Raw genomic sequence first — 13,633 nt, 5'->3', positions numbered from 1 at the left:
GCTGGAGCGGTGGAGGGACTGGCGGACCGGGGCGTGTCGCTGCCCGGCTCCGGCTACTGCGGAGCGTCGGCGGATTCGGCGGATTCGGCGACCCCGCAGTAGTCGAGTGCGGTGAGCGCATAGGTCTTCACCGCGGTGACGAGCTGGTGGATCGGCACGTACTCGTCCTCGGCGTGAGCGGTCTTCCCCACGCCGGGTCCGTAGATCACGCCATCGATTCCCTGGGCCGCGGTCCAGGTGATGTCGCAGACCCCGAACATTCCTGACTTCGTCGGTCCCGCTCCGACTTCCACGCCCCCGAGGATCTCGGCGTGCGCGGAGGAGACGGATGCCTCGAGGCCGTGGCCCGATGGTGTCGTGTACGCCGGCCAGTCGAGCTTCCAGTCGAACTCCGGTTCGTTCTCGCGCAGCCACACGTCGCGGCGACATGCCTGACGAACCGTTTCCTCGATCTCCGCGCGTACCTCGCCATTGCTGCGATCCGGGTGATGCAGGACGCAGTAGTCGACCGTCAGCGTGTCGGCCAGGAAGAAGGGGACGTCGATTCCCTTCGGGTTCGCGTTCAGGACCCCCGGCATGATGCAGAAGTGTCCCGGGGCGAACAGGGGATGGCGATCCCGCTCCGCCCACATGTTCTCCAGATCGCGCAGGGCCTGATAGATGACCCAGTACTTGTCGATGGTGTTGACGCCGAGCGCTGCTCCGTCGAGGGTCGGATGAATGGTCCGCCCCCGCCACCCGACGTGAGCGGTCCTGCCCTTGAGGGTCAGGGAGAACCAGAGCAGACCCGGAGCGCTGGTGCTCAGATGGGGTGGTCCGTCGGTCGCGTTGGTGGGCTCGCACACGAGGACGGCGTCCCCGCCGTAGCCGGCATCCAGCACGGCGCTGGTCCCCGCCTCGTGGTCACCGACCTCCTCGCCGACGACGGCCTGCAGGATCAGGTCACCCCGGAGCCTGACGTCTGCCTTGGCCAGGGCCAAGGCAGCGTAGGCAGCCGCGACGGTGCCCCCCTTCATGTCCGTCGCTCCACGCCCGAGAACGGCGTCGTCGGTGATCTGTCCCGAGAACGTGGGCCCCGTCCACAGGTCGGGCTGGAGAGCGGGGACGACGTCGACGTGCCCGTTGAGGACGAGAGTCCGTCCACCACCCGTACCCCGGATCCGGCCGCAGGCATTGTCGCGCCGCCGTTCGGCGGTCACCATCTCGGTCTCGGCGCCGGCCTCACGGTAGAGATCGGCGACCAACGCGCTGACGTCGGACTCGGCGCCGACCAGCCGGTCGTAGTCCTGGCCGGGGTACTTGGGGTTCACCGACGGGATCCTCACCGCGTCCGAAACCGACTGGACGAGCCTGGGCGTAAGCGCGTCGACGGCGTCGAGCACCGCCTTCTTGAGCTGGTCGTCAGACATTCTCGATACTCCTTCGCGACGTGCTGGTCTCGTTGGTGGACTGCCGCCGACCGGGTGCGACGGCGGTCTTGCTCAGGCGACGAGCAGCCTCGGTGACGCGCACCAGGGTCGCGCTGATCCCGCCGGGCGCGAACACGAGGACGGCTATCGTGGCCAGGGCGAAGATGACCGGCCGCCATGCGTCGAGGGCCGCGAGCTGGTTGTCGACCAGGGTCACGACGACCGCCCCGACGACCGGGCCCCAGGTCTGCTTGGTCCCGCCGAGGAAGATCATGCTCAGGCCGAGGGTGACGAAGGTGAAGCTGAACAGGCTCACGTCGGCGACCCGGTAGTAGCTGACGTACATCGCACCCGTGAAGCCTGCCATCGCGCCGGAGATGACGAACGCGATGAGCTGCTGCCGGATGCGGTTGACGCCGCGGCTGCAGGCCAGCTGCTCGTTGTCGCGCAGTGCGACGAGGCTCTGCCCGAACGGGCTCGACATGATCAGCTCGAGGATGATCAGCATCACTGCGACGGAGAGCCCGAGCAACCACAGGTAGCCCAGACCGTCGTTCATCGCCAGGTTGTGGCCGACCAGCGTCATCGCCGGCACTCCGGGCAGCCCGTTCGATCCTCCGGTGAGGTCGGGCAGGGCGAGAACCAGGTGGTAGCAGATCTGGACGAGCACGAAGGTGATCAGCGCGATGTAGATCCCTCGCATCCTGACCACGGGCAGATAGGCCAGGGCACCGATGGCCGCCCCGCACAGGACGGCGAACCCGACGGCCGGCACGGTGGTCCACTCCCACTTGAGGGACGCGATGGCCATCGCGTAGCCCCCGACCCCGAACATGCCGACGTGGGCGAAGTTGAAGATCCCGCCGAACCCCAGGGTGAGGTTCCAGCTCGCGGCGAGCAGTGCGTAGATGAGGGCGGTGGAGACGACCAGCCGGCTGGTCGGCGCGAGGACGACGTACGGCACGGCGAGGGCGAGGGCGACATAGCCGCCCCACCTCAGGAGGAGTCGGAGGTTGGTCATGACGCGCGCCTCCTCACGAGTCCCTCGGGACGTACCAGCATGACGACCACGAGCAGGGCGAACACGGCGACCGGGCTCCACTGCAGGCCGATCCAGTAGCTGGTCGACGCCTCGAGGAGGCCGATCACGTAGGCGCCGACCAGGGTTCCGACCAAGGACGCGGTGCCTCCGAAGACCAGCACGACGAACGCGGTCAGCAGGGGGCCGCTTCCCTTCGTCGGGGTGAGTGTCGTGGTGGTCGCGAAGACGAGGGCACCGGCCGTCGCGAGCCCGGCTGCCACGGCGAAGACCGACATGTAGATGCGACCGGGCCTGATCCCGAGGAGCATCGCCATGTCGCGGTTCTGGGCGACCGCCCGAATGCCCGCCCCCCATCCGGTCCGGTTGACGACGGCGATCAGCGTGCCGACCAGGCCGACGGCCATGAGGAGGGCCACGACCGTGGTCCACCGGACGGCGACACCGGCGACGTCGAAGGTCGCGGTCGTGAGGGCGGGCAGCTGCTTGTTCTGAGGGCCCCACATGATCTGCGCGATCCCTTCGGACGCACTCGCCAGCGCGAGCGTGGCCACCATGACCATCAGGGTCCCGTCCGGGCGGGATGCGAGCGGCCGTACGGCGACCAGCTCCACGAGCGCACCCGCCCCGGCCATGGCGATCGTTGCGAGGACCGTCGCGAGCAGGACCGGAACGCCATGCTCGGTGAGGCTCCAGATCAGGTACCCACCGATGACCAGGGTCGCGCCGTGGGCGTAGTTGAAGACCTGGAGCGTGGACCAGATGAGCGACATTCCCGCGGTGAGGAGTGCGTACATCGAGCCGAGAAGCAAAGCCGACGCCAGGATCGAGACGAGACCCTCAGACATGCGACACCTCCGTCGTCGTATCGGGGCCGCCGGACGGAGTGCTCGACGCTCCGACGTACATGGCCATCATCTGTTCGTGTGTCGGCCTGTTCTCCGTCGTCCCGCTCCCGACGATGCGCCCGAGCTCGATCACGTGCCACTCGTCTGCGAGCCCGAACAGGAAGTCGACGTCGCCGTCGGCGACGAGCAGGGAGAGTCCGGCCTGCCGGACGTCGAGCAGTCTGGTGAGGATCTCGTGGCGGACCTTCGGGGCGAGACCGAGCGTCGGCTCGTCGAGGATGAGGACGCTGGGGTTCGCCATGATGCCCATGCCGATGGCGAGCATCTGTCGCTCCCCGCCCGACATCGTTCCTACGAGCTGGTGACGTCGCTCCGCGACGCGGGGGAAGAGATCCAGCACGAGGCTGAGATTGGTCGCACGCTGCCCGCGTGCCCGGCGGAGCCGGCCGGCCAGGGTGAGGCTCTCGTTCACCGTCAGCCGGGGGAAGAGCATGTCCCCCTGCGGCACGTGCATCAGGCCGCGTTCGACGATCTCGGGAGTCGTGAGCTTCTCGATGCGCTCCCCGTCGAGCTCGACCGTGCCCGACGTGATCGGCCCGAGGCCCGTGATCGCGCGCAGGAGCGTGGTCTTCCCGTGACCGTTGGGCCCGAGGAGAGCGAGCGCCCGGCCGGCGCCGAGCTCGAGCGAGATGCCCTTGACGACCTGGAGCCTCCCGTAGCCGGCGGCGAGCCGGTCGATCGTGAGAGTGCCTGCACCGGCTCTCATGGGCTTGCCTCTCCGAGATAGGCCTCGACGACGCGGGAATCAGCCAGGACGTCCTCGGGGCGCCCGGTGACGAGAACCTCACCGGCGACCATGACGATCATCCGGTCAGCGACACGTCGCAGCAGGCTCAGGACGTGCTCGATGACGACGATGGTCAGGCCGGTCGAGCTGAGGGTCTCGATCAAGGACGCGAGTTCGTCCTGGTCGTGGGCATCGAGGCCGCCGGCCGGTTCGTCCAGCAACAGCACCTGGACGTCGCCCACCAGCGCGCCCGCGATCATCAGCTTCTTCTTCGCGAGAACGCTGATGTCGCCGGCACGGGCATCGGCGAGCGCCAGCAGGCCGGTGCGTTCGAGGACCTTCATGGCCTCCCGGCGAACCCCGCGACCGCCCCGGAGGTACGCGGCCGCGAGGCGCGCGTTCTCGTAGACGGTGAGCTCGGGGAAGACCTGATCCGCCTGGAAGGTGCGACGGAGGCCGAGACGGCAGATCCGGTGGCCGGCCAAGCGTTCGATGCGCCGGCCGTCAAGCTCGATCTGCCCTCCGCTGGCGCTGAACGGGACTCCGCTCAGCAGATTGAACAACGTGCTCTTGCCGGCGCCGTTCGGGCCGGCGATCCCCAGCACCTCGGCCTCGTGGACGTCGAAGGTGACCTGGCGGACTGCCTGGTAGCTGTCGAACGAGCGGCTCACCTCGCGAACGCTCAGGAGCACTCGGTCATGCATGGTCATGGTCACGGCGAGTGCCTCACTTGAACCAGGTGGGCTGCTGGAACTCGCCGTCGGCCCACTGCGCAGGGCCGAGGAGCGTGTCACGGCCGTCCTGGATCTCGAAGAACTGCAGCGGCATGCCGTCCTCGTCGTCGGCGACGGCGAGGTGGGTCTGCTGGTCGAACCTGATCGTCCCCATCGCGGTTCCGGACATCACCGTGGTGCCGATCGCCTCGCCGACCGCCTCCTTGTCGAGCGGATCGCCACCGCTGCTCTCGACAGCCTTGGCCCAGAGCATGACCTGCTCGTAGCTCATGACTCCGTAGAGGCCAGGGTCGGTGCCATAGGCGTCCCGGAACTCCTTCAAGAAGTCCTGCGCCGGGGCGTACTTGCTGGACAGGATCGCGCCTGCCGGGAGGTTGTACATGACCCCGTCGGCCGCGTCCCCCGCAAGCTTCTTGTACTCCGGCACGCTGGGCGCGTACTGCGAGAACAGGAGGGCGTTGGTGGGGTTGTCCCGGAACTGGGTCAAGAACTTGACCGCGTTCGCCGTCAGGTAGTCGAGGTTGACGATCACCGACGGATCAGCAGCATGGATCTTGGAGATCTGCGGGGTCCAGTCGTTGACCTCTCCGAAGGGCACGACATCGGGCCCCTCGACCTGCCAGCCCCCGGCCTCGAAGTTCGTGGCAAGGCCGCCGGCGATGTCGTTGGAGTAGGGGTTGTCACTCGACACGATGTAGACGGTCCTGTTGCGCAGCGGGAAGGTGCCATCGGCGTCCCACTGCTCGAGCCGGTTCGGCAGGTCGGTCTTGTAGGCGTCGTAGCTCGGTGCGGTCGACCAGATGCCCGGGTACTTCTCGGGGTCCTTCTCGATGATCTCGGCGGTCTGCGCACTGCCGCCTCCGATCAGGTACGGCATGGTCGCCTCGGCGAGCTGGTCGATCTCGAAGTTCGTCGTGCTGGCGTAGCCCGTGATGACCGCAGCGACCTCGGGGTCAGCGGTCAGCCGCGAGACTGCGGAAGCGACGGCGTCGGCCTTGAGATCCTTGACGTCGGCGGACTCCAGGCTGATCTCATGGCCATTGACCCCACCGCCGGCGTTGAGCTCCTTCACCGCGAGCTCGGCGCCCTGCCGCATCGCCTTGCCGTCGGCAGCGGAAGCGCCGGTGAGCGGCGCCAGGAGACCCAGCTTCACCGAGCCATCGCTCGTCGATCCCCCGTTGCTCGAGGACGGGAGCGAACAGGCCGCGAGTGAGAGGGCGGCCACTGCGGCGGTGACGGTCGCGACTACGCGGGCCGACGGGGACTTGATGGACATCACATCTCCAAAGTGGTCGGTGTTGGAGACAAGTAAGATGCGTTTCAGGTTCCATGTCAAGAGATCATTCTGTAATGTCTCGTTCATGAGGTGCCTCGCCCGAGACCAGGAGTGCTGACCGATGAGGGAGGCACGCTGCTCTGTCGGGACCCTGCAGACGGCACTCGCGCTCGCCTATCCCCGGACGGACCGTCGTCGGATCCTCGCCGGCGGGCCGGCGGGCCTCACGGCGGAGGATGCGCCGGCCCTTCGGACAGCAGTGCAGGATGCGCTGGCGAGCCTCTCCGAGGTGGATCTGACCCGGAGGGCCAATGCCCTCCTCGCGGAGCACGACGCCCAGGTCGCCTTGGTCCGGCACGACATGCTCTCCTGGCACCTGCACGCGACCAGTCGGCGAAGGGGCCGCACCTCGGACGCGATCAGCCAGTTCGCGCTGTCCCTGCTGCTGATCGTCGCGGCCGGTGACCAGGACCGACTCACCAACTGCGCGGACACGACCTGCGACAGCATCGTGTTCGACGCCAGCCGCAACCGCTCACGGCGGTTCTGTTCAACGGCGTGCGGAAACCGGCATGCCGTCGCCGCCTTCCGTGAGCGGCGACGCCAGGAATGAACGCTCGAGCGGCTACGCCGCGACGACGGCGACGACCGCCGCTCGCCGGACCGGGTCCGACCAGCGGCGGGCGGCGCGCCGGATCCGGACAGCCGCGACTGCGAGCAGGACGACCGCAGAGAGGGCAAGCAGGTCGGTTCGGCCGACGCCCGCGAACCCCGCGAGCAGCAGGCCCGACAGCGTCGTGGTGACGGCGAGACGCAACGAGTAGCCGACCATCGCCAGCGGCGGTGCGGGGGTGGCGCGGGCAGAGCGGAGGTCGACGGCGTACGGGTGGGCCAGCGACCAACGCAGCGCGGCCGAGAGGGACTGGGCGACGACCACGAGCAGGGCCAGGACGACGGCCAGCAGCTCGGCGGTCGTGGGCCGGCCGGCCCGGAGCGCACCGAGCAGCAGCGTCGCCGTCCCGGCGCCGGCGAGCACCTCGGTCAGCACGAGCGCCCGGGCGAGCAGCACCGTGCGCGGCGCGACCGGCAACGACTCGCGCCACAGCATCCCGCGACCGTCGAGGCACCACAGGTTCACGCCGAACAGCAGCACGCAGCCGGAGGCCACCAGCCCCGGGAGCAGCACCAGGTTCGACCACGCGAGACCGCCCGCGAGGGCCACCGCACCCGGGGCGAGGGCGAGCAGGTAGGTGCCCCGGCGCAACGGGACGCTGCGCCACACCGACGCCCGGTCGGTACGCCGCAGCAGGGCGAGGTCGGAGCGCGGCAGCGACCGCGGAGCGTGGTCGGCCGTCTCGCGGCGCGCCTCGTCGCGCGGCACCAGGCGGGCGGTCACCACGGCGAGGACCGCACCCGCGGCGACCAGCGGCACGGTGGCCGCGAGCAGGGCCAAGGCGGCCAGCGACTGCGCGGCCGGGCCGTCACCGATCGCCTCCGCGACGAGCGGCGCCGGAAGGACACCGAGACCGGCGAGCGGCGCCGCGAACCAGGCGAGAACCCCGCGCCGGCGGAGGTAATCCCCGGCCCAGCCGACAGCCTGCGCCAGCGCGGTCGCCGCGACCAGCCAGGCGACGGCGACCGGGGGCCCGCCGGGTCCCGCGACCGCGGAGGCCAGCCCCAGTAGGCCCCACGCCTGGATCAGCCAGCCCGCGCTGAGCGGGGCGAGCAGCAGCGCGCCGAGGTGGTCGCTCACCGGGCTGATCGGGTGCACGGCGGCCGGGTCCCGGGCGAGCAGCTCGCGACCGCCCCCGCCGGCGATCGCACCGGTCACGGCGACCAGCACGACCGCGACCAGGGCCGGCCTCACGAACCGGTCGAGCTCGTCGGTCGCGACGAGGAGCGGCGGCAGCACCGCGGCGGCCACGGTGACCAGGCCGAGCGCGGCGAGGGCGAACGCGGCGGCCCGCCGGCGTCGTACCGTCGCGCGGCGGAACCAGAGCAGGTGCCGGACGTCGGCCAGCGCCCGGGAGGTCTCAGGCCAGGAGCGCGCGGTAGGCACGGGCTCCCTCGTCCCCGGCCATGTGGTCGGCGCTGACGGTGGCGACCCGGACCCCGCCGCGCAGCACGGCCACCTCGCTGCAGACCTGGACCGCGAGGTCGCGCAGGTGGGTGGAGACGAGGACCGCGGCACCGCGGGCACGGGCGTCCTCGACGACCGCGAAGGTGGCCTCGACCCCGAGCGGGTCGACACCGTCGAACGGCTCGTCGAGCAGCAGCACCTCCGGCTCGTGCAGCGCGGCGAGCACGACGCTGAGCCGGCGGCCCATGCCGTGGCTGAACCCGGCGGTCACCCGGTGCGCGACGTCGCCGAGGTCGAACTGCTCCAGCAGCCCCCGCGCCCGTGGCTCCCAGCCCTCGAGCCGGCGCAGCCGGGCGCTCAGCTGGAGGTGCTCCCAGGGAGTTGCGCGCGGCACCAGGCCGCCGACGTCGGGGCAGTACCCGACGGACCGCTTCGCCAGGAGCGGCTCGGTGCGCACGTCGTGCCCGGCGACCACGGCGCGTCCCGACGTCGGCGGCACGACGCCCGCGAGCACCCGCATGGTCGTCGACTTCCCGGCGCCGTTGCGCCCCAGCAGCGCCAGGGCCTGCCCGGCCTCGACCTGCAGGTCCACGCAGGCCACGGCGTCGACCGTGCCGAAGCGCACCTGCAGCCCGGCCACGTCGATCACGGCTCCCACACGGGAGCCCATCGGCAGCCTCCGCGGCGCCCTGAGGGGCTCAGCTGCACAGGCCGGCCGCAGCGCGATCGTCGTCGGACAGGCCGCCCGGGGACCCGGGGGTGGCCGTGCCGCCCGGCGACGCTGACGCCGACCCGGAGGGCGTGCTCGACGGCGTGCTCGACGAGGTGCTCGACGGCTTGCCGGACGGCGTCTCGGACCCGGAGCCCGAGGCCGGGCCCGACGTACCGGACGGCGGCTCCCCCGCACTCAGCGACTGGTCGAGGAACTCCTTGGTCAGCGGCTTGTCGTCGATGACCAGCTGCCAGAGCCGCTCGACCGAGGGCAGCCACTCGACGCCACCGCTGACCTTGTCGGTGTCGAGCGTCCACGGCGTGGTGATGAACTTGATGTCGTTGGAGTCGATGCCCTGCAGGCTGGCGGCGACCTTGGCCATCGCGGCGACGGAGGTGAAGTCGGTCTGCAGCTTGGTGGTCGCGGCGCTGATGAAGCCCGCCAGCTTGTCCGGCCGGGCCAGCATGCCGGCGGTGAGCGCCTTGTCGATCATCGCGCCGATCAGGGCCTGCTGGCGGCGGGTGCGGTACGGGTCGATGCCGCCGCTGATGCCGTGGCGCACCCGCGCGTAGGCCAGCGCCTCGGCGCCGTCGACCTCGCGGGTGCCGGCCTCGAGGTGGATGTTGCCGATCGTGTCGTCGATGTCCTGCGGGACGCAGATCTCGACGCCGTCGAGAGCGTTGACCATGTCCTTGAACTGGCCGAAGTCGACGACCACGAACCTGTCGACCGGGACCCCGGTGAGCTGCTCGAGCTGCTGGCGCGTGCAGCCGGGACCGCCGACCTGGTACGCCTCGTTCCACTTCTGGTACGTCGTCGCGGCCGGGATCTCGCTGCCGTCGGCGCGGTAGCAGGCCGGCCGCATCACCGCGGTGTCCCGCGGGATGGAGATGCCGTAGGCGAACGTCCGGTCGGCCGAGAGGTGGAACAGGATCGTGGTGTCGGACAGGCCACCGCCGGCCTCGCTGTCGAGCCTGCACCCGGCGCAGTCGCGGGTGTCGGTGCCCATCACGAGGATGTTGATGGCCTTGGTCTTGTTCCTCGGGCGGTTCTTGCCGATCACCAACGGGTGCTCGAGGTTGCCGTTCCAGCTCTGGTAGGCGAGCACCACTCCGACCCCGGTCAGCAGGCCGAGCGCGAGCAGGCTCGAGACGATCACCCGGAGAACGGTCCGCCCGGGCCGCGCCACCCGTCGCCGGCCACCCATGCCCGGAAACGTACCGGGCCGGACCGAACGGAGTGCTCCGTCCAGCCCGGCCCGGCGTGCCGTTCGCTACCCGATCAGGCCGGGAAGCCCTTGCCCGAGGCGGCCAGCTCGCGCAGCCACGGGGTGGCCCGGAACCGGTCGCCGTACTTCTCGGCCAGCTCGTCAGCGCGCTTGAGGAAGGCGCCGAGACCGATCTCGCCGGTGGCCTTGTCCTCGTAGCCGGTCATGAACTGGGCGGCACCACCGGTGTTGGGCGGGAAGCCGATGCCCATGATCGAGCCGATGTTGGCTGCGGCCGCCGAGGTGATCACGCCCTCCTCGAAGGTCTTCGCGGTCTCGAGCGCCTCGGCGAAGAGCATCCGGTCGCGGATGTCCTCGATCGGCGGCTGCTCCTCGGCGAGCGGGAACAGGTCGCCGAGGCCGGCCCAGATCGAGCCGCGCTTGCCGTCGACGTAGTCGTAGAAGCCGGCGCCGCGCAGGCGACCGGCCCGACCGGCCTCGAGCATCTTGCCGACCACGGCCTGACCCGGGTGCACCGGCAGGTCGGGGTTGGCGTCGGCGGTGGCCTTCGCGATCTTGGCCATCAGCTCGAGGTTCAGCTCGTCGGAGAGCTGGAGCACCGGGGCCGGGTAGCCGGCCGAGGTGGTGGCGCGCTCGATGGAGTACGGCGCCACGCCCTCGGCGAGCATGGCCATGCCCTCGTTGACCATGTAGCCGATGACGCGCGAGGTGTAGAAGCCGCGGCTGTCGTTGACCACGATCGGCGTCTTGCGGATCTGCAGGACGACGTCGTACGCCTTGGCGAGCGCCTCGTCCGAGGTCTCCTTGCCGGCGATGATCTCGACCAGCGGCATCTTGTCGACGGGCGAGAAGAAGTGCAGGCCGATGAACCGCGGACGGTCGGCCTCGTTCTCCAGGCCGGCGGCCAGCTCGGTGATCGGGAGCGTCGAGGTGTTGGAGCACAGCAGCGCGTCGGGCGCGAGGTGCGGCAGGATCTCGGCGAACACCTTGGCCTTGAGCGAGGGGTCCTCGAAGACGGCCTCGACCACGAGGTCGGCACCGGCAGCGGCGGCCGGGTCGTCGGTCGCGGTGATCCGGCCGAGCAGCTCGGCCTTCTTCTCCTCGGTCGACCTGCCCCGGCTGATCGCCTTGTCGAGCAGGCCCTCGGAGTACGCCTTGCCCTTCTCGGCCGCCTCGACCGAGACGTCCTTGAGGACGACCTCGACGCCGACCTTGGCCAGCACGTAGGCGATGCCCGCACCCATCATGCCGGCGCCCAGGACCACGGCCTTCTTGGCCTTGTAGGGCTCGATGCCCTGCGGGCGCAGGGAGCCGGAGTTGATCGCCTGCAGGTCGAAGAAGAACGCCTGGATCATGTTCTTCGAGCCCTGGTTGACGACCAGGTTGGCCAGGTAGCGCGACTCGATCCGCGAGGCGGTGTCGAAGTCGACCTGCGCACCCTCGACCGCGGCCGAGAGGATCGCGCGCGGCGCCGGGTAGTCGGCACCCTTGAGCTGCTTGCGCAGCAGGGCCGGGAAGGCGGGCAGGAAGCCGGCCAGCGCGGGCGACTTCGGCGTACCGCCGGGCATCTTGTAGCCGGGGGCGTCCCACGGGGACAGCGCGGCCTCGGGGTTGGCCTTGATCCACGCCTTCGCGGCGGGGACCAGCTCCTCCTGGGTGGCGACGAGCTCGTCGACGACGCCCTTCTTGAGCGCCGTCTCCGGGTTGAACTGGGTGCCCTGGAGGAGCACGTCCATCAGCGCGGTCTGCAGGCCCCACTTGCGCACGGCGCGGGTGACGCCGCCACCGCCGGGGAGCAGGCCGAGGGTCGCCTCGGGGAGGCCGACCTTGATCTTCGGGTCGTTGACGAGGATCCGGTGCTGGGTGGCGAGGGTGATCTCGTAGCCACCGCCGAGGGCGGCGCCGTTGATCGCGGCCACGACCGGCTTCGGGAACAGCTCGAGGCGGCGCAGCGACGCCTTGATGCCCTCGCACTGGGCGAAGACGTCGCCCGCGTTCTCCTTGGTGGTCTGGACCATCAGCTTGAGGTCACCGCCGGCGAAGAAGGTCTTCTTCGCGGAGGTGATGACCACGCCGGTGATGTCGTCCTGCTCGGCGTACAGGCGCTCGACGGCGGCCGCCATCGACTCCCGGTAGAGCTCGTTCATCGTGTTCGCGCTCTGGTTGGGGTCGTCGAGGGTCAGGGTGACGATGCCGTCGGCGTCGCGCTCGTAGCGCACGGACGTCTGGGTTTCGGTGCTCAATGTCGTTCCTTGAGAGTTCGAGAGGTTCGAGGGAGTACGGCGCTCAGACGCGCTCGACGATGGTCGCGATGCCCATGCCGCCGCCGACGCAGAGCGTGGCGAGGCCGCGGCGCAGGTCGCGCCGCTCGAGCTCGTCGATCAGGGTGCCGAGGATCATCGCGCCGGTGGCACCGAGCGGGTGGCCCATGGCGATCGCACCGCCGTTGACGTTGGTGATGTCGTGGCTGATGCCCATGTCGCGCATGAACCGCATGGCGACGGCGGCGAACGCCTCGTTGATCTCGAACAGGTCGATGTCACCCACCTCGAGGCCGGCCTTGGCCAGCGCCTTGCGGGCGGCCGGGGCGGGGCCGGTCAGCATGATGATCGGGTCCGCACCGGAGACCGCGGTGGCGATGATGCGGGCGCGCGGCGTCAGGCCGAGGTCCTTGCCGACCTGCTCGTTGCCGATCAGGGTGAGCGCGGAGCCGTCGACGATGCCCGAGCTGTTGCCGGCGTGGTGGACGTGGTTGATCTTCTCGAGCCAGTGGTACTTCTCGAGCGCCACGTCGTCGAAGCCGGCGTCGGCGCCGAGCTGGGCGAAGGACGGCTTGAGGCCGGCGAGGCCCTCGACGGAGGTGTCGGGGCGGACGGTCTCGTCGCGGTCGAGGATCGTCAGGCCGTTGATGTCCTTGACCGGCACGATCGCGCCGTCGAAGTAGCCGTTGGCCTGGGCCTTGGCGGCGCGGTGGTGCGACTCGGCGGCGTACGCGTCGACGTCCTCGCGGTTCCAGCCCTCGATGGTGGCGATCAGGTCGGCGCCGATGCCCTGGGGCACGAAGCCCGCCTTGAAGGCGGTGGCCGGGTCGGACGCCCAGGCGCCGCCGTCGGAGCCCATGGGCACGCGGCTCATCGACTCGACGCCACCGGCGATGATCAGGTCCTCGAACCCGCCGCGGACGCGGCCGGCGGCCTGGTTGACGGCCTCGAGGCCCGAGGCGCAGAAGCGGTTGAGCTGGACGCCGGCGACGGTGTCCGGGAGACCGGCGGCGATGGCCACGGTCTTCGCGATGTCGCCACCCTGGTCGCCGATCGGGGAGACGACGCCGAGCACGATGTCGTCGATCCGGTTCGGGTCGAGGCCCGGGTTGCGCTCCTGCACGGCGTCGACGAGGCCGACGGCGAGGTCGACCGGCTTCACCTCGTGGAGGGAGCCGTTGGCCTTGCCCCGGCCGCGCGGCGTGCGGAGGTGGTCGTACACGAATGCTTCTGCCATGACCGTCCTTGTTTCTGTACGG

Annotated in this window: 12 protein-coding genes; 1 reads left to right on the top strand and 11 read right to left on the bottom strand. The window is 70.2% G+C overall.

The genetic code is table 11. The features are described from left to right. Positions 1-53: 53 nt before the first annotated feature. From BJ958_RS20300 to BJ958_RS20275, 6 genes are read right to left on the bottom strand one after another with little or no spacing between them, the layout of a single operon-like run. Complete coding sequence (locus BJ958_RS20300; protein ID WP_179728668.1) at positions 54-1,409, bottom strand: ArgE/DapE family deacylase; 1,356 nt, start codon at positions 1,407-1,409, stop codon at positions 54-56. Beyond that, positions 1,402-2,430, bottom strand: a complete 1,029-nt coding sequence (locus BJ958_RS20295; RefSeq protein ID WP_179728667.1) for a branched-chain amino acid ABC transporter permease — start codon at positions 2,428-2,430, stop codon at positions 1,402-1,404. Before BJ958_RS20295 ends, BJ958_RS20300 begins: the two co-directional genes overlap by 8 nt. Then, positions 2,427-3,296, bottom strand: coding sequence for a branched-chain amino acid ABC transporter permease (locus BJ958_RS20290; RefSeq protein WP_179728666.1), 870 nt, complete (start codon positions 3,294-3,296; stop codon positions 2,427-2,429). The genes BJ958_RS20295 and BJ958_RS20290 overlap by 4 nt, the downstream gene beginning before the upstream one ends. Continuing rightward, positions 3,289-4,062, bottom strand: coding sequence for an ABC transporter ATP-binding protein (locus BJ958_RS20285; RefSeq protein ID WP_179728665.1), 774 nt, complete (start codon positions 4,060-4,062; stop codon positions 3,289-3,291). Before BJ958_RS20285 ends, BJ958_RS20290 begins: the two co-directional genes overlap by 8 nt. Further along, positions 4,059-4,793: an ABC transporter ATP-binding protein gene (locus tag BJ958_RS20280; protein ID WP_246319757.1), complete on the bottom strand. Its 735-nt coding sequence runs from the start codon at positions 4,791-4,793 to the stop codon at positions 4,059-4,061. Before BJ958_RS20280 ends, BJ958_RS20285 begins: the two co-directional genes overlap by 4 nt. A gap of 16 nt (positions 4,794-4,809) precedes the next feature. Then, entirely contained in the window at positions 4,810-5,970 is a 1,161-nt protein-coding gene (locus BJ958_RS20275; RefSeq protein ID WP_179728663.1) for an ABC transporter substrate-binding protein, read from the bottom strand. 244 nt (positions 5,971-6,214) lie between these two features. On the opposite strand from BJ958_RS20275, the gene BJ958_RS20270 reads away from it, so the two are divergent. Next, a complete protein-coding gene (locus BJ958_RS20270; protein WP_179728662.1) occupies positions 6,215-6,706 on the top strand; it encodes a CGNR zinc finger domain-containing protein in 492 nt (163 codons plus the stop codon). A gap of 12 nt (positions 6,707-6,718) precedes the next feature. Here BJ958_RS20270 and BJ958_RS20265 read toward each other — a convergent pair whose 3' ends face one another. The 5 genes from BJ958_RS20265 to BJ958_RS20245 form a co-directional block, all read right to left on the bottom strand. Further along, complete coding sequence (locus BJ958_RS20265; RefSeq protein WP_179728661.1) at positions 6,719-8,152, bottom strand: hypothetical protein; 1,434 nt, start codon at positions 8,150-8,152, stop codon at positions 6,719-6,721. Next, positions 8,127-8,843 (bottom strand): ABC transporter ATP-binding protein, encoded by a 717-nt coding sequence (locus tag BJ958_RS20260; protein ID WP_179728660.1) that lies wholly within the window; start codon positions 8,841-8,843, stop codon positions 8,127-8,129. The genes BJ958_RS20265 and BJ958_RS20260 overlap by 26 nt, the downstream gene beginning before the upstream one ends. 28 nt (positions 8,844-8,871) lie before the next feature. Next, the gene (locus tag BJ958_RS20255) at positions 8,872-10,044 is read right to left on the bottom strand and encodes an LCP family glycopolymer transferase (protein ID WP_179728659.1); all 1,173 of its coding nucleotides are present in this window, start codon (positions 10,042-10,044) and stop codon (positions 8,872-8,874) included. Positions 10,045-10,166: 122 nt separating this feature from the next. After that, a complete protein-coding gene (locus tag BJ958_RS20250; RefSeq protein ID WP_218865902.1) occupies positions 10,167-12,356 on the bottom strand; it encodes a 3-hydroxyacyl-CoA dehydrogenase NAD-binding domain-containing protein in 2,190 nt (729 codons plus the stop codon). A 43-nt stretch (positions 12,357-12,399) separates the two neighbouring features. Continuing rightward, positions 12,400-13,611 (bottom strand): acetyl-CoA C-acetyltransferase, encoded by a 1,212-nt coding sequence (locus BJ958_RS20245; RefSeq protein ID WP_179728658.1) that lies wholly within the window; start codon positions 13,609-13,611, stop codon positions 12,400-12,402. Between the last annotated feature and the right edge of the window lie 22 nt (positions 13,612-13,633).

It is taken from the genome of Nocardioides kongjuensis, assembly GCF_013409625.1.
Lineage (GTDB): Bacteria > Actinomycetota > Actinomycetes > Propionibacteriales > Nocardioidaceae > Nocardioides > Nocardioides kongjuensis.
Note: the sequence above shows the minus strand (reverse complement) of the source record. Positions and strands in the feature narration are given on the sequence as shown.